The sequence below is a fragment of the Bartonella pachyuromydis genome, assembly GCF_039543065.1.
GTDB classification, from domain to species: Bacteria; Pseudomonadota; Alphaproteobacteria; order Rhizobiales; family Rhizobiaceae; genus Bartonella; species Bartonella pachyuromydis.
In genome coordinates this window covers 1-14,487 of sequence record NZ_BAABJA010000019.1, presented here as the reverse complement: position 1 = coordinate 14,487, position 14,487 = coordinate 1, and the positions used below count along the sequence as shown (strand labels likewise).

At 37.3% G+C, this 14,487-nt stretch carries 13 protein-coding genes and 14 pseudogenes; 17 read left to right on the top strand and 10 right to left on the bottom strand.

Features of this window, described 5'->3' with window-relative positions; translation table 11 throughout:
- Nucleotides 1–111: pseudogene (locus ABD917_RS08040) on the top strand (tyrosine-type recombinase/integrase); the annotation flags it as partial.
- Nucleotides 112–201: 90 nt separating this feature from the next.
- Here the strand turns inward: ABD917_RS08040 and ABD917_RS08035 are convergent.
- Nucleotides 202–450 (bottom strand): annotated as a pseudogene (locus tag ABD917_RS08035) (Arm DNA-binding domain-containing protein); the annotation flags it as partial.
- A 174-nt stretch (nt 451–624) separates the two neighbouring features.
- Between ABD917_RS08035 and ABD917_RS08030 the strand changes: the two are divergent.
- Together ABD917_RS08030 and ABD917_RS08895 are read left to right on the top strand one after the other, a co-directional pair.
- A pseudogene (locus ABD917_RS08030) lies at nt 625–837 on the top strand (hypothetical protein); the annotation flags it as partial.
- Between the two features lie 313 nt (nt 838–1,150).
- Nucleotides 1,151–1,672 (top strand): annotated as a pseudogene (locus ABD917_RS08895) (Rha family transcriptional regulator).
- 49 nt (nt 1,673–1,721) lie between these two features.
- On the opposite strand, the pseudogene ABD917_RS08015 reads toward ABD917_RS08895, so the two are convergent.
- From ABD917_RS08015 to ABD917_RS08000, 4 genes and pseudogenes are all read right to left on the bottom strand, one after another.
- Nucleotides 1,722–2,151, bottom strand: a pseudogene (locus ABD917_RS08015) (type II toxin-antitoxin system HicB family antitoxin).
- A gap of 109 nt (nt 2,152–2,260) precedes the next feature.
- Entirely contained in the window at nt 2,261–2,407 is a 147-nt protein-coding gene (locus ABD917_RS08010; RefSeq protein ID WP_345119565.1) for a hypothetical protein, read from the bottom strand.
- Between the two features lie 146 nt (nt 2,408–2,553).
- Nucleotides 2,554–2,856 carry a HigA family addiction module antitoxin gene (locus ABD917_RS08005; RefSeq protein ID WP_345119562.1) on the bottom strand — a complete coding sequence of 101 codons (303 nt, stop codon included), beginning with the start codon at nt 2,854–2,856 and terminating at the stop codon, nt 2,554–2,556.
- 3 nt (nt 2,857–2,859) lie between these two features.
- Nucleotides 2,860–3,141: pseudogene (locus ABD917_RS08000) on the bottom strand (type II toxin-antitoxin system RelE/ParE family toxin).
- A 193-nt stretch (nt 3,142–3,334) separates the two neighbouring features.
- On the opposite strand from ABD917_RS08000, the gene ssb reads away from it, so the two are divergent.
- The 4 genes and pseudogenes from ssb (at nt 3,335) to ABD917_RS07980 (ending at nt 4,808) form a co-directional block, all read left to right on the top strand.
- Nucleotides 3,335–3,778, top strand: coding sequence for a single-stranded DNA-binding protein (gene ssb / locus ABD917_RS07995; protein ID WP_345119561.1), 444 nt, complete (start codon nt 3,335–3,337; stop codon nt 3,776–3,778).
- A pseudogene (locus tag ABD917_RS07990) lies at nt 3,779–4,174 on the top strand (hypothetical protein); the annotation flags it as partial.
- A 43-nt stretch (nt 4,175–4,217) separates the two neighbouring features.
- A pseudogene (locus ABD917_RS07985) lies at nt 4,218–4,416 on the top strand (type II toxin-antitoxin system HicA family toxin).
- Nucleotides 4,413–4,808 carry a type II toxin-antitoxin system HicB family antitoxin gene (locus ABD917_RS07980; protein ID WP_345119560.1) on the top strand — a complete coding sequence of 132 codons (396 nt, stop codon included), beginning with the start codon at nt 4,413–4,415 and terminating at the stop codon, nt 4,806–4,808. The pseudogene ABD917_RS07985 and the gene ABD917_RS07980 overlap by 4 nt, the downstream one beginning before the upstream one ends.
- Before the next feature lie 166 nt (nt 4,809–4,974).
- On the opposite strand, the gene ABD917_RS07975 is transcribed toward ABD917_RS07980, so the two are convergent.
- A complete protein-coding gene (locus tag ABD917_RS07975) occupies nt 4,975–5,397 on the bottom strand; it encodes a type II toxin-antitoxin system HicB family antitoxin (RefSeq protein ID WP_345119559.1) in 423 nt (140 codons plus the stop codon).
- Between the two features lie 20 nt (nt 5,398–5,417).
- Nucleotides 5,418–5,534 (bottom strand): annotated as a pseudogene (locus ABD917_RS08890) (type II toxin-antitoxin system HicA family toxin); the annotation flags it as partial.
- A gap of 289 nt (nt 5,535–5,823) precedes the next feature.
- On the opposite strand from ABD917_RS08890, the pseudogene ABD917_RS07970 reads away from it, so the two are divergent.
- The 4 genes and pseudogenes from ABD917_RS07970 (at nt 5,824) to ABD917_RS07955 (ending at nt 8,652) form a co-directional block, all read left to right on the top strand.
- A pseudogene (locus tag ABD917_RS07970) lies at nt 5,824–6,148 on the top strand (hypothetical protein).
- Entirely contained in the window at nt 6,145–6,723 is a 579-nt protein-coding gene (locus ABD917_RS07965; protein WP_345119558.1) for a hypothetical protein, read from the top strand. The pseudogene ABD917_RS07970 and the gene ABD917_RS07965 overlap by 4 nt, the downstream one beginning before the upstream one ends.
- Nucleotides 6,724–7,333: 610 nt before the next feature.
- Nucleotides 7,334–7,644: pseudogene (locus ABD917_RS07960) on the top strand (hypothetical protein).
- A gap of 84 nt (nt 7,645–7,728) precedes the next feature.
- Nucleotides 7,729–8,652 (top strand): YopJ/AvrA family T3SS effector serine/threonine acetyltransferase, encoded by a 924-nt coding sequence (locus ABD917_RS07955; RefSeq protein WP_345119557.1) that lies wholly within the window; start codon nt 7,729–7,731, stop codon nt 8,650–8,652.
- Between the two features lie 62 nt (nt 8,653–8,714).
- Here the strand turns inward: ABD917_RS07955 and ABD917_RS07950 are convergent.
- The 3 genes and pseudogenes from ABD917_RS07950 to ABD917_RS07940 form a co-directional block, all read right to left on the bottom strand.
- Nucleotides 8,715–9,010 (bottom strand): annotated as a pseudogene (locus ABD917_RS07950) (HigA family addiction module antitoxin).
- Between the two features lie 44 nt (nt 9,011–9,054).
- Nucleotides 9,055–9,261 (bottom strand): annotated as a pseudogene (locus ABD917_RS07945) (toxin-antitoxin system HicB family antitoxin); the annotation flags it as partial.
- 42 nt (nt 9,262–9,303) lie between these two features.
- Entirely contained in the window at nt 9,304–9,576 is a 273-nt protein-coding gene (locus ABD917_RS07940; RefSeq protein ID WP_345119556.1) for a CopG family antitoxin, read from the bottom strand.
- 351 nt (nt 9,577–9,927) lie between these two features.
- Between ABD917_RS07940 and ABD917_RS07935 the strand changes: the two genes are divergently transcribed.
- The 6 genes and pseudogenes from ABD917_RS07935 to ABD917_RS07910 all read left to right on the top strand — a co-directional run.
- On the top strand, nt 9,928–10,470 hold the full coding sequence (locus tag ABD917_RS07935) for a hypothetical protein (protein ID WP_345119555.1): 543 nt from the start codon (nt 9,928–9,930) through the stop codon (nt 10,468–10,470).
- Nucleotides 10,451–11,140, top strand: coding sequence for a phage baseplate assembly protein V (locus ABD917_RS07930; protein ID WP_345119554.1), 690 nt, complete (start codon nt 10,451–10,453; stop codon nt 11,138–11,140). Before ABD917_RS07935 ends, ABD917_RS07930 begins: the two co-directional genes overlap by 20 nt.
- Nucleotides 11,137–11,478 carry a GPW/gp25 family protein gene (locus tag ABD917_RS07925; protein WP_345119553.1) on the top strand — a complete coding sequence of 114 codons (342 nt, stop codon included), beginning with the start codon at nt 11,137–11,139 and terminating at the stop codon, nt 11,476–11,478. The genes ABD917_RS07930 and ABD917_RS07925 overlap by 4 nt, the downstream gene beginning before the upstream one ends.
- Nucleotides 11,475–12,299, top strand: a pseudogene (locus ABD917_RS07920) (baseplate J/gp47 family protein). Before ABD917_RS07925 ends, ABD917_RS07920 begins: the two are co-directional and overlap by 4 nt.
- The gene (locus ABD917_RS07915) at nt 12,299–13,405 is read left to right on the top strand and encodes a phage tail protein (RefSeq protein WP_345119552.1); all 1,107 of its coding nucleotides are present in this window, start codon (nt 12,299–12,301) and stop codon (nt 13,403–13,405) included. The pseudogene ABD917_RS07920 and the gene ABD917_RS07915 overlap by 1 nt, the downstream one beginning before the upstream one ends.
- A 1-nt stretch (nt 13,406) precedes the next feature.
- Nucleotides 13,407–14,487, top strand: a 1,081-nt coding sequence (locus ABD917_RS07910) for a DUF4815 domain-containing protein (RefSeq protein ID WP_345119551.1), incomplete at its 3' end; no start/stop codon positions are given.

Sequence of the window (14,487 nt, the reverse complement as noted above, 5' to 3'; positions counted from 1 at the left end):
TTGAAAGCAATTTTTGGCTGGACAAATGACGCTATGGCATCTCTTTACACAAAGAGCGCGGACCGTAAAAAGCTCGCTCTTGAAGCTATAAAAAAGCTTCAAAAAAGTTAGGGATAGAAGAAAAAAAACATTATAGAATCAAGACTCAACGCTTCCCTCATTATTACAGTAATATATTGATTTAATAGCAATAAACTATCTTTTAATGGGGTCACGACCCTCACGTAAAACAGCACGCCATTGATTTGCACATTCGCGAGCTTTTTTTAAAGAAACATCTCTCAAGGAACCCAAGCCCATTTCGCGACGACGCCCGTGAAGGGTATAACGATAAAGCCATTGAGCACCGCCATCTTTACGCTTATGAAGTAACAAACCAGCACCATCATTATATTTGCCAGCCCCCAATGTTGCGACAGATCTTGCATTAAGACGGTTCATAAGGACCATTTTTACTCCTTTCTTATACAGTTTTTACCCACACACCAATCCCGCTTTTGACGTGCAAGCAAGTGATTTTGATTGATGCAACATAAACAGATTTGAAATGAAAGAATCTTACGTTATTCGCTGTTCTCACTCAATATGAATAACGATAAATTATCATTATAAATCAATTCTTTGTATAATCTCTACGAGTATGAAGATGGCAGCAGAGAGTGTGAAAAATTTGATGGCGGGCAGTATTATCAAATACCTAAGAAGGCAGATTTTAGTACCAAGGCGCAAGTAAAGGCTTGGATATATGGGGGGCATTTACCTAAAAGCGTTTTGAATTGCGAAGCGCTGATAAATGAGATCAACAAGGAAATCAAAAAACGATCAAGAGCTGCTTGATATTTTGAAAGCATAATGAGAAATAAATCTCAATGTTTTTAGTACTAGCGTTCTTTAAATTGAGTGTTAACATATTAGGGTTTTTCAAAAAATAATTCATAGCTTCTATAAACCGCTATAGCTTACTTAACAGGCTTAAAACACCTGTAATCAATCGGTTTAACAGTATCCCGAAAGAACTGTTGCGCATCATAATTTTTTGTCTAGGATCTTTACGTATATGTCCAAGGGTTTCCTAAAGACGTGAAGGACTGAATTGGTTCGGTTGTTTTAGCCTTGGATACTTAAACTTATAAAACAAAGAACCAATATCATGAACAATTTAGTAATAATCAACAATGATAGTATCACTGTCACAATCTCGTTAAAAATTGCAGAGGGTGTGGGCAATATGCATAAAACAGTTATACAGCTGATACGTCAAAATATTGAAGAATTTGAATAAGTTGGAAGAGTCGCATTTGAAATGCTATCCTTTGGAACCAAAGGCGGAAAACAAAAAAGAGTAATTGCTATCCTCAACGAACCACAAGCAACCTTACTCATGACCTATATGCGTAACAATGATATGGTGCGTGCGTTTAAAAAAAGCCCTCTTTAAAGCTTTCTATGATTTAAAAAAAACAATTGATTAATAATGACCGCGATACACGGTTTGCTTTTCCAAGCAACTGGGATGAGATGGGAGCTACTGAAAAAGCTGTTTACATTTATGGACCTCTCCATATGTATCTTGTTAAAGACTTTATGTTAGTAGAAAAAAGAAAGCATTATAAAATAACTTGTTGAAGAAGCCAAGAAAGTCTTAGAAAAATCTGTTGTAAAAGCTGCTTAGATTAAGCTAAAATACCCCCCTTTCCCATCTTTATGGCGGGGAAGATATTTCAAGCTGCGTTTTTGATTGTAATCACAACTTTCTTACCAAGAACAGTCAGTGTTTGCTCTAGTATTTGAAGTTTCGTTGGATAATTTAGATCAAGAATGCATCTCGCTTCTGTTTCTTTTTTCCCCAAACGATTGGTTAATTCTGTTTTGGTAATATGGGCTTCATTAAAAGCTTCTACCACTGCGAGCTTAAGGGCATTCCATGCATCTACCATGACCTCTACAAGATCTTTATACTGCTGTGGTGTAGGGATAAGGCAAACCACGCATTGGATAGCTACGTAATGCTGACCCTAACGCTTCAACAGCATTCTCTAATGCCTCTGCTCTATTTTCTCCAGCTGTTATTGCTTCTGGTACATCTGGAAAGGTTACAACAAAACCACCATCTGGATCAGTTTTAAACTTTTCTTGATAAGTATATTCCATATCTTTAAATCTCCTTGCTATTATGAAAGTGCTTCTGTGAGAGATATAAAAACATTTAGAAAACTTCATACCCCTAACTGTTTTTTGATTATTTTCACATAGAGTTAGGTTAATTCTCCAGATTTTTAACGGTCGTCTTATCTCCAAAAGTTACTAAATAATGCAATCCTTTGCCTGCACTTGGAGCCTCACTATAATGAATACCTCTCTTTCTGGCTTCTTTACGTAACTCTCTAAGCAGCGTTTCTCTTTTCATTCACCCTCTCCCACTTTGTAATAAAACTAATATCGCACAAAAAGGTTCGATGCTCAACAATGAATCGAACAAAAAAGTTTGATATAATCGTTTATGGGGGATCTTCCTTAAAAAACGAGAAAACACCAAAAATTGCTCGATATGTTTTAAAGATGCTCACCTTCCTCTAAAGGTGAAATATGGGGGATTTGGCTGTTATGACGCGCTTGCCATAGATCATGCTTTTGTAACTTAAGCCAAAATTCCTCATCATTTAAACCAGTCTTTTCTAAGCGTAAAGCAAGGTTAATACTGATTGCAGCATGACAGTTTAAAACACGCGATAGAGTTAAACATGCAACACCAAGATGATTTGCCGCCTCTGTTACTGTTAAGCCTAATTCATCAAGCAATTCTTCTTTCAAAATACCACTAGGGTGTGGGGGATTTACATCATGATAACACCTCAAAAATTAATGGTAGTCTTGATAATCAACAAGTTCAACATCTGTTCCGATAAAGCGAAAAGTAACACGCCAATTTGCATTAAGACGCATTGACCAATAGCCTTTTAAATCGCCGGTAAGTTCGTGAAAACAGTATGATTTAATAATCATTTGTTCAGGAGCGGATATCCTATCTAAAATCACCAAAATATTTGCTCATTTTTTAGCATGTGCAGGTTGTATTCCTTTAACAATTCCTCTTTCGAAAAATAACTTCAACCCTTTATGTTTAAAACTAACGATTGCCATACATTTCCCTTTTGATAGTTGATACTATACACCATACAACTTTGTCGATTGATTGATTATTGATCACAGAGTGCTTTATAACATGATATTATATGTTAATAAATAACAATATCCTTTTGAAATAATTGTAAAAATATGAAATTATGATAAGGTACTTTTACCGATAAAGTATAAAGTGAAGGAAACGAAAAGCATGCTGAATAAAGTGATACTCATGGGTTATTTAGGGGATAATCCCGAAAGCAAAACGATGAATTCTGGTGGTGAAGTGGTCAATTTTCGCTTGGCAACATCTGAGAGTTATATGGATAAAAATACACTCCCAAAAGGAGAAAAAACAGAATGGCATTCCATGGTAGTTTTTAATCCACATTTGGCAAAAATTGCTCTTCAATATTTACACAAAGGCTCAAAAGTTTACGTAGAAGGCAAATTACAAACCCGTAAATGGCAAGATAAAAACGGTATTGACCGCTTCACAACAGAGATTATCTTATCACAATATAAAGGTGAATTGCACCTACTTGATACAAAGAAAGAGCAATCTCCTCCCTCACCCGTGACTTCTCAAAATTATGCTATCGCCTCAGGTACTCAAGATTATAGCGCATCTCTTAATGACAGCATGCCATTATGATTGAAAAGATATGACAAAAAGAAAAAACATGCAAAACGTGGTCGTCCACGAATTAAGGGATGTAACAGAGAACCCAATGGGCGTATCTCACGGGCAAGAATGCCATGAGACCCTATTGATAAATTAGCAATTGAAATGCGTGCCAAACGCTTCTGTTTGACCATAGAAGAAGCAAAACATCCACTTTCTGGGACTTATATCGGACGGCTTTACCTACAAGGTACCCTCAATCAAGACCAATATGATGCAGCACAAAAATATCTTGAAGTGAGAAATGATTATTTATGTGCAAAAACATTGCCTAGTGCAATTTATGATAAAATGCCCTCATCTTCTGATGAGACAGCAAGAGAAAAATGGGTGAAATTGCAACAGAACAATTTTCAAACATGCAAGAGCTAATAATTGTGTAAATATATACACATTATGAGATTGGGTAATGGAACAAAACAGCCGAAAGATAATTGCAAAATTAAAACACAATGGTTTTGAAATTATCAAAGTAAAAGGTTCGTACCTAAATTTTAAAAAGATAGAAAGGTTGTTATTGTTCCACATCCTAAGAAAAATTTTCCAATCGGTACAGCGCGTTCTATTGCATTACAAGCAGGTTGGTAAAAAAAAGAAAAGAAGAATGAAAAGATTTTTTGCTCTTGTTCATAAAGATGCAGATTCTGCTTTTGTTGTTCAATTTCCTGATTTTGAAGGTCTATTCTCTGCTGCTGATGAAGAAGAAAATCTTATCATAAATGCTACCAAAGCCTTACAACTTTACTGTGAAGATATGGATACAGCGCCTGTTCCTTTAAAATTTAAAGAAGTGATACAACAAAAAGCTGTTAAAAAAGCTTTGTTACAAGGAGCTTTTTTAATACAAGTTCCTTTTATTGAAAATGATGCAGAAGTTGTACGTACAAATATATCCATTGAACGAGGGCTTTTACGTGCAATTGATAATTGTGCACAAGAGAGAGGTTTAACAAGATCTGCTTTTTTGTCAACAGTAGCCCGCCATGAGCTTAATATTTAGCTATATATTAATGAAAATCAAAAAGCAGCAGGTAAACAAATTGCTATAGTTAAGAGGGATATGACTATCATTGATGTTATATACACGGCATCTAATATTTCTGTACCTGTCATTTCTCTTCCCTCCTATGATAATTGTCTAGTAATTTATAAATAAATAAGTTCTTTTAAGCGACATCTTGAATACTAATGGTAACCTCTTTGCCAAGAGTAATAAGAACGGATTCTAAAGTGTCTAATTTTGTTGCGTAGTTTAAATCCAATAATCGGTCAATTTGTATTGGATTGAGTTTTAAAAGACACGTAAGATCTGCTTTGCGTAAATTCTTTTCAACCATAGCGTTATGCATTGCAATTTTTAAAGTGACCAATGAAGATACTTCAACAAAAGGATAGGCAGCGTCATGAGCTCCGAAAGGGACAACTTCTCGATCTTGGAAACGTCCCATAATAACTGTTAAAAGGGCATTTTTAGCGTCTTCCAAAGTCTCTTCTTCGTCTTTACCGTAGGTAATAAATTCCTGAAAGTCTTTGGAAATGACCAGAAGAGTATCATTGTCATCTTTGATAAATTTGAGTGTATATTTCATTTACATCTCCATATTCGGGCTTATTTTAGGCCAAGGTCTTTAAGAATTTTCTGAACTAATCCTGTTCCTAATTCTTTTCGCGTACCATGCATAGGAAAAAAGGATTTTTTAGAACCGCGCTTTACAAGAAAATGGCCGCTAAAATACTAAATTTTGATCAAAAAATGAAAAAAATGCAAAATATCGATTTTTTCTATTGACAATACGTGAAAAATTTTATTTAATATCAGTGCTTTTTATAGTTGTATTGCGTCTGAAATTCAAAAATATCCCTTAAAATCTGCTAAAATATTAAGTTCTGAATAGGAATTAACATGCTGTTTTTATTGATAATAACGGCTAATCTATTTTGCAAGTGTCCAAAGCCATTAAATGATATTTATTGACCGATGATGTCATTAATTAATTGCCTCAAAAGGAGCAAAGATGAAAGCAATTATCATCAAACCAATGTGTGTTGTTGGCGATGAAAAGCGCTGTTCGTTTTGAACCATCAACTCCAAGTAATCCCTTTGTGGAAATTTCCAATCAAGTCTATGCCTGACTTAAACGAGCAAACGCCGCAAAACCTTTTATTGAAATCAAAACTACAACAAAACCTGAAAAGACAATTGAACCAATTAAGCCAATAGAAAAAGAAGTGCTACAAGCATCTTCTGAACCAAGTGCAGAAGATGCTTCACTCCAACAGAGCGAAACATCTAAAGTTTCCAAATCATCAACACCTCCTGCAAAGAAGCTTAAAAATTGAAATTAATTATCCATCAAAAGTGGTATCTTCAACAAGTAAAAGATACCTTTACCAATCTTCAAGCACCACGCCTTAATTGGGCTTTGCGTAATGCCATCAACACCGCAGCAAAACAAGTAGAGCGCTTTACTGAGAAGCAAGTTGCTGACAGCTCATCAGCCCAATCAAAGCGCGTTAAAAAAGGCGTTTATATTAAAGGAAAGGCTACAGCTAAGTTTCTTGAGACAGATATCATTGGTTCTGGAACACCTTTGCCTCTTAAATTTTTTAAAGCAAAAGAGACAAAACGCGGTGTGACTTACACAATGTTTGGAAAGCAAGAAATCTTACCTCATGGTTTTATTAAGGGGGGGCGTTTTCCAAAGCGTGTTGATTTAAAAATGGGGGGGAATGTGTTTCAAAGAGCCGACGGAGACCAATTTCCCATTGCAAAACAAGAAGGACCATCAATTGCTAAAGTTATGTCCAAGCCAGAAATTGCAAATGCTATCGCACAATATGCCAGTGAAAGACTAACCAAAAACATACAGAGACAACTTGCTCGTCAAGAATACGCTACCAATAAAAGAGGCTAGATCATATTCTTAAACTCTATCTCTGTATTACATATCCTTATTGGTTTATACATTACATGTTCTTATGACAATTTTTAAAAAAATTATCACTTGCACTTTGTTATTTCCATAAAAAAATCAATAAAATCAATGCAAAAGGTACTTCCCAGCGGGTTGGCTTCGTTGTGGGGCAGACCAGCGCGAACTATCGCTAGCGACAAAAAACTTTCAAATCAACTGAACCTTTTACATGTAGTATATTGTTAAATAACGAATTTAAAATATATGCACTATGATATATAATTGCTTAAAAAATATGATGTTATCATTTGACAATATAGAAAAAATGTATCTATTGTCGAATTAGATACCTCAAAAGTACCTTAAAAGAACAGCAAATAAATGCTTCAAATAATATCTTTTATGTGCACTTAAAAATGTAAGTTTCAGAAAAATACAGACTTTATAGCGCTTACTAAATTTTTAGTACGCGAGGGAAAAGTAAAAAAGGGGTATGGATTACCCTACTACTATCATTCAACGATTTTATGATATAGAAAAAAATACTACCTTCAACAAAAATTACATCCAAAAGATTGGCATACTAAAAAACAAATCCATAATGTATGCAATAAGGTTAGATACTAACTTTTTATGTGATTTGTGGATGGCATTATCTCAATTTTCTAAACATGAAAATATGAGCTACAAAGAGTATACAACTCTGGTTGATATCATGAATCTGGTAAAAAAGGTTTTGATTTTAAAATTCAAAATGACGTGTTGAATAATGTTAAGATTCTAGCCGTTCTTATAGATTTTTATTCTTCAAAACTGCTATATCACATGGATTTTCTGGTGTGCATTTACGAATCCAATTGCGATAACCCCATTTTAAAATTGCTAAGTTCAAAAAAACATGATCTTCTTTTCTACTTTTAAAGATGGAAAGATGATCAATTAAGACATTATTTAACCCAATATACAACTATTATCTCATGCTGATCATTAATAGAAAGATTAGTTATGCCTAAGCTGAGAAATTTACTAAAAATAATCTGTTGTTCAAAACAAAAAAAAGAAGAAGTTGTTGTTGTATCCCCCAAAAAAGAAACGTCCCTACACAGAAAAAGACACGATTTTGCATTTGGAGATGATGAAAAGTTAGAAAATATTATTACACATCTAGAGAATGACATCACTAATGGCGATTGGATTAATACTCTTTATGGGAAAGTAGATCTCAAAATGATGCCTTCCCTAATAGAACAAGCGAATAGAAAATATCCACAAATGTGTCTTAGATACTCTGTAACACCGGAAGAGATTCCGGCATTAATAAAAAACATAATTGATGATGGGATTCAATCTTCTAGGACAATAGTTAATCTCGGGGATGACAATATCCATTTTGCAGTAGTTGATCATAAAACTATCAATCATCAGACCTCCTTGATATTATTCGAATCTGTAGCATTCAAGCATATGGCACCGACGATGTTAGCAATGAGGGTAAAAATAGCTCTTGAAGAAAGTCAATTGCCTAATTATCATTTTTCTATGGCAGAGATGGATATTCAACGAAGTGTTTCTGAATGTGGAATTTTTAGTTTGGCTCTAGCTAAAAAACTCTATTGCGAATCTGATAAATTAAATAAATTACATAAGGATAATATTGATGGTACCTTATGTAAATCAGATGATCTTTTTTTATCTCCTGATCAGTTAGATCCTTATCTTCCGGTCACTTTTTATAAACATGTGCAAAGTACAAATCGTCTCAATAAGTACATAGGATCAAATCCGTGTGCTAAAAAGGAAATCATTAATAAGAAGCATGAAAATATTTATGAGAGATTTGATAAGAATTCAGTTTTAGTAGATAGTAAAAATATGTCTGTTTCATCACACAAAAAAAGGATTCGCGAATATCAATCTCTGATAAGATGATATAAAGCTCTAATTAAGTTATGATATAATTCAATAATATTGTATACTAATATTATTGAAGATTAGGTTGTGTGCCCGAATTTATTAATTTTGGCAAATTCGTCTGTTTTTTTTGCTTGCAAAATATGAACATCATAAGCTGCTTGCATGTTAAGCCAGAACTTAGCTGTCGTATCAAAAAAGAAGCCAATCTGAGAGCCGTATCAGGAGTTATGGGACTATCTTCCGCAACAATACGTTCTATCCTCGTGCGTAGAACATTTAATGCTTTTGCAAGAGCATAAGCAGAAAGCGCATATTCTTTTAAATATTCCTCCCGTAAAATTTTCCCAAGATGTATTGCGATATAATTTTTCATCTCGACCTCCTATAAATCAATGATAATCTACAATTTCAACTTCATTTGCTGTGTGACAAAGGTATAGGGACTTGTTCTCCATTATGTTGCATATCCTCAACAACTTCTGAAACGAGGTCCATAATACCTTTTAAAGCTTTCTCTGCTTGAACATCTAGCCATGAAAGCGATGGAAATTCTGCACACAAACCAACATATTCTTCATGTTCTGGGGACCAAAAAACACGATACATATAATGATTATTGTTCATGTTTTAACTCTATCTTTTCTATTATCCTCTATAAAGCATGTACTAACCACGATGACTTTTTCGTAAATCTCGTTCAATCAGATGCCTAACATAGCGTGTGTAAGGAATAGCTTGCTTTTTTGCTTTTTCCTTTAAAGCTTTCATAAGTGCTTGAGGTAATCGAATGTTGATAGAAGCTTCTTTAGGCAAAAATTCGAAATGAACAGGCTTAAAACCCGTTAAGTCATACTCTGTAAGATCGGCAGTATCAACAAAGTTCTCAGCTTCTTCATCCGTCTTGAAAACAGGTATCTGTTTTAATTGAGAGGTTTTCATAAAAATCAATCTTCTTTTGAGGCATATAACGGGCGCTAATAGGACGCACAAACACTTCGTTTTTTATCATTCTTAAGATAAAAACTAAAATCGTTATAACTTCTACCAATAGCTCTGAAACGCTCTTCTTTAACATTTGGGTCGTTCTTTATGACGAGATTTCCAAGTTCGGTGAATAAATACTCAATTTCTTTTTTAGAAACTCTATGTTTAGCATATTTGGGCCAGTTACCTTCATCCCAGTTTATGCCATGAATTTTGATATTTATTATCATAACGAATGTATATCAAAATTTACCCACTAATACAATAAAAAGATTTAAAAATCAATTTGTTCGAATAGGAGGCTTTATGCATCCACGCGAAACGATAAGAGAAACATTTGTTGGGTTGATAAAAACAGCCAAAACAACAGCTGGTGATAATGTTTTCAATATGCGTGACTTCAATTTATTTATTGAAGCAATGCCGGCCATTAATATCTCAACGCAAAACGAAACAATCGAAGATGGGCATGATTTTGGCTTAAGGCGGCGTGTTTTAACAGTGGATCTTGAATGTTATAGCACACAAGAAAACGGAGCATCCTTCATCGACCAATTGGCATGGCAAGTTGAGAAGATTTTCCATGCCAATCCCAATCTTAACAACACCGTTGAGACGTGTCGCTTGCAAAATATTGCGTTTGCCTTTGGCGATAATGGTGCTTTAGCGCTCCATGGTGCAATTTTAACCTTTGAAGTCACTTACGTGACCAATATTCCCTCCCCTCATGAAGGAAATGAAACCACAGGAATTGTTGAACCTCTTGTCGGTTTTAAACCAGAAACCGGTATGGAAAACGAAGAAAAATACGTAAAAATTGAGGAATCCCATGTTAGAGCGACGCGATAAAGAGATCACGGATTTAAAAAGACGTGTGGCCAATATGGTGATGGTTGGAAAAATTAGCCATGTCGACCATAAAAATGCACGCTATCGTGTAAAGAGTGGCAATCTTGTCAGTGACTGGATTCCAGATACACAAGCCCGCGCCGGTAAAACCTGTTCTTATGAAGGGCGTGACGTTGGAGAGCAAGTCATTGTTGTCTCTTCCTCTGGCGATTTATCACAAGGGATAATTGTTGGTTCACTTCACACCGATGCGAACCAAGCCGCCGATAAAGGCAATATCCATAAGACTCTTTATCCTGATGGCACTACCGTTGAATATGATGATAAACAAAATAGCTATACCCTTAATCTCACATCAGGAGGAAAGTTTAGTCTCACGATTTCTGATGGTGTATCGATAAAAGGCGATGGCAAGAAATTAGAGCTGCAAGCACCAGAAGGTATCAAAATTACCGCACAAGGTGATCTGAATTTAAACGCAGAAAAAGCCATTGCCCTAAAAGCAGGTGGGGGAATTTCACTCCATTGTGATGATGGCATTGCTCTTCATTCAAGTAGTGGTGTTTCCATCCATTCTAGTGGCTTAAAGCATAACGGCACCAACATTGGAAACAGCCACGTTCACGGAGGTGTTTACCCTGGTGGTTCTATGACAGAAGGTCCAAATTGAACAGTGGAATGGATCGCACCACAGGAAAGCCTTTATCCGGTATTGATCATTTGCGCCAATCAATTCTTGATATTTTATCAACGCGCATTGGTACACGGGTGATGCGGCGCAATTATGGTTCACGTGTTGGAGAACTTATTGATGCACCAGCCAATAACGCCTTTGCCATTGCCCTTTATGCCGCCGTTGCCGAGGCTTTAGACAAATGGGAACCACGTTTTAAACTGAAAAAAATTGATTTTAAAAGGGGTGATGATGGAAAAGTATCCTTATCCTTTGCTGGCATTTACTTACCATCAGGCAAGCCCATTACCATGGAAGGATTATTGATACAATGAAGAACCTTACCAATCCCGAAATCATCTCAGAACTTTCCTTTGAAGAAATCCGCGCAGCAAATATTGAACATTTAAAAGAACTTTTGCCCAGTTATATCTTTTTAGAAAGTGATCCCGCTTTAAAAATCATTGAGGCTTTTAGCTATCGAGAACTGCTTTTAAGACAACGTATTAACGAAGCAGCACGCAACAATATTCTTGATTTTGCAAAAGAGGAGGCTCTTGATGCTTTGGGCGATTGGCACGGGGTTAAACGAATGGACGGCGAGAGTGATGAGAGATACCGCGAACGCATAAGGCTTTATACGCGTAGTGGCAAAGGTAGTGGAACAGAGCCTTATTATAAATTTGTAGCGCTCTCAAGCAATAGCCGCGTGAAGGATGCCATTGTATACCGGAAAGGCAAAAATCCGACCATTCATGTTGCTCTTTTTGGCAACAATGAAGAAGAAACAGCAAGCCAAGATCTGTTAAACAAAGTTTCACAAGCGCTTCACGATAAGAATGTCATTATGACCAGTGATACCATCGTTGTACACGCTGCTGTTGCTAAGGCTGTAGACTTAAAAGCAGATGTTTGGTTGCTACCAGAAACAGCACTCACAGTTTTAACCTAAATGGAAGCCAACTTACGCACCGCTTGGAAACAAGAACAAGCACTTGGGCGCGAATTAAGCCTTTCATGGTGGATTTCAAAACTGATGATCCCTGGTGTGCAAAAAGTCATTGCCGTTGAACCTACAACGGATAATGCCGTTTCCGATGAGGACGTATTATCCATTGGCAAGGTTACCTTAAACTTTAAAGGGCGGGCGCGCTAATGGGTGGTACTTTACTCCCAACAAATGCAACGGAATTTGAAAGGCGCCTTGCTGATGTTTGCGATTTTCATCAAGATGTTGATGGTTCTGTTTTGGGGATTTCACGCTCTAAACTGATCACACGCCCTCCCCGCTTCTTGCCGTGGCTGATTGAAGAATATGGGCTTGGTGAACTCACACCTTATGTTCCAAACCTTTATGATCTTCTTGACCAGGGGATTGAATGGCAGCGGATACGTGGCTCTGTAGCTGCAATTGATATGGGGATTGAATGGCTTGAACTTTCAGCACAATTCATACCCGCGTGGTCAGAGCGAGCATGGTGGAATTCCTTTCAACTTGAATTTGACCACTTGCCTGAACGAGGTGATCTCGAGGCAATTGAAGCCATTGTCGACCTTTCTAAAAGCTTGCGTTCTGATTTTCGCCGTGGTGTCACTGGTTATGATGTGGGGGCTATAGAAGCCAATATGTCAAGGCTTGATGACAGTATGCTGGATTTTGAGAGCGGCGTACGCTTAACAGCTGGAGAAACATTGTTTTCCTTTGGACGTACAACAGAAATCAACCACGTTCTCACAAAAGAAGAAGGCACATGGATTGGTAACTGGATTGATGATTTCGATGAGGAATTAAGTTGGGAACATATCGATTATCCATGGGAGTTGGCAAATTTTTCATGGTGTTCAGTCAAAAAGCATGAACGCGATATATTGATGGCAGAATGGTTCCAAAACCGTTCCCTTTATCTCGCTTTAAGAGATCCAGACAATGCTCTGATTGGGTTTCGCAGATGCTATGCTGTCCAGCCTGTCGAACAAGCTTTGGAGGGTATTTACAGCCATTGTGGCAACAGATTTAGTCCTTCTCCAACAGGAACAATGTTGTTTCTTGCAGCGCGCACCGATTTTAAGGATGTTGAAGACAAACAAGCCGCCTCTGTTTCCCTCCTCGTTCATGGCTCTCTCGTAGAACAAACACCCCCTGGTAAACTTTGGTTAGGGGCTGATGAACTGCGTGGTGGTGTGGAGATCCTTAAAACACCTATCAACATTCCTTTGCGTGCAGATGTTCGCGAACAATTCAAGATTTTATTGAGGTTTTAATATGAAGCATGAAAGTGGTTTGCCTTTTGCAATTGATCGATCTCGCGGCAAAGAAGAACAACAAAGCGTTGTATTCTATGGACAGCGCCCTTTTCTTCAAGGTGCTGAACTCAATGAAGTTCAAACCATCATAAGGGGGCGGCATAACCGCTTAGGGCGCCTTGTGGCACAAGAAGGAGACCGTGTTGAACGAGCAGATGCCTTTGTCAATAAAGACACAAAGACGGTCACTTTAACAGAGGGCAAGATTTATATCGCCGGCGATATTTTTCCTGTCTCAAATGCCGTCTTAGAGAATGTTTCTATGGTTGGACGCATAGAAATCGGTGTGAAGCTTCAAAAAAGCTGGATAACTTATGAAGATAATCCAGAACTCTTAGGGCAAGTTCCAGGGTCTTTAGCAGAAGGAGAGCCTGGTGCCGCCCGTGAGGTGGCAAAACTTGTCTGGGCTCTCAAAGATGATGGGCAGCAAGGCACATTTTTTCCGGTTTATATTTTGCAAGATGGTGTTCTCATTGATCAAAAATCACCCTCACTGCTTGAACCGGCCATGCAAGCCATTGCGACGTACGACCGCGCCCATGGACATTATATCGTGAATGGTTGCCGTGTCACAGCTTTGGGACAAGAGGGACAAAAGCAAGTGTTCAGTATCCAAGAGGGAGAAGCCAATATCAATGGCTTTAAACGCAAACGCTTAGCGGCTTTGCGCCATGAAGAGATGGAAGACTTTTCGACAAGCGAAGTTCCTAGCGAAACCCATATTTTCGCGCCCCCAAAAGGCAAAACAAGCTTTACCTTTAAAACCTATTACGCTCCCATTGCCGATGTTCATTCCATTTTGTTGACAAAAGAAAAAACCGTTAACATCACCCGCGGGGCTATTACATCTGGGCGTGATGGCGTTCCTGACAAAAGTATCACAGCTTTTCTTAAAATTGTCCAAGGAGGTAAGGAATTTAAAGAAGGTAGAGATTTTAAAAAAAACGGAGATACCATTGATTGGGCACCTATGGGCGATGAACCGTTACCGGGAAGCGGCTATATGGTGACTTACCGTTACCGCGCAAGCGTGCAGGCTG

What these genes read in the sequence shown, in the direction of transcription:
- ABD917_RS08010 (WP_345119565.1), bottom strand. Translation starts at nt 2,407, where the DNA reads ATGAAAAGAGAAACGCTGCTTAGAGAGTTACGTAAAGAAGCCAGAAAG.
- ssb (WP_345119561.1), top strand. Translation starts at nt 3,335, where the DNA reads ATGCTGAATAAAGTGATACTCATGGGTTATTTAGGGGATAATCCCGAA.
- ABD917_RS07980 (WP_345119560.1), top strand. Translation starts at nt 4,413, where the DNA reads ATGAAAAGATTTTTTGCTCTTGTTCATAAAGATGCAGATTCTGCTTTT.
- ABD917_RS07975 (WP_345119559.1), bottom strand. Translation starts at nt 5,397, where the DNA reads ATGAAATATACACTCAAATTTATCAAAGATGACAATGATACTCTTCTG.
- ABD917_RS07955 (WP_345119557.1), top strand. Translation starts at nt 7,729, where the DNA reads ATGCCTAAGCTGAGAAATTTACTAAAAATAATCTGTTGTTCAAAACAA.
- ABD917_RS07940 (WP_345119556.1), bottom strand. Translation starts at nt 9,576, where the DNA reads ATGAAAACCTCTCAATTAAAACAGATACCTGTTTTCAAGACGGATGAA.
- ABD917_RS07935 (WP_345119555.1), top strand. Translation starts at nt 9,928, where the DNA reads ATGCATCCACGCGAAACGATAAGAGAAACATTTGTTGGGTTGATAAAA.
- ABD917_RS07930 (WP_345119554.1), top strand. Translation starts at nt 10,451, where the DNA reads ATGTTAGAGCGACGCGATAAAGAGATCACGGATTTAAAAAGACGTGTG.
- ABD917_RS07915 (WP_345119552.1), top strand. Translation starts at nt 12,299, where the DNA reads ATGGGTGGTACTTTACTCCCAACAAATGCAACGGAATTTGAAAGGCGC.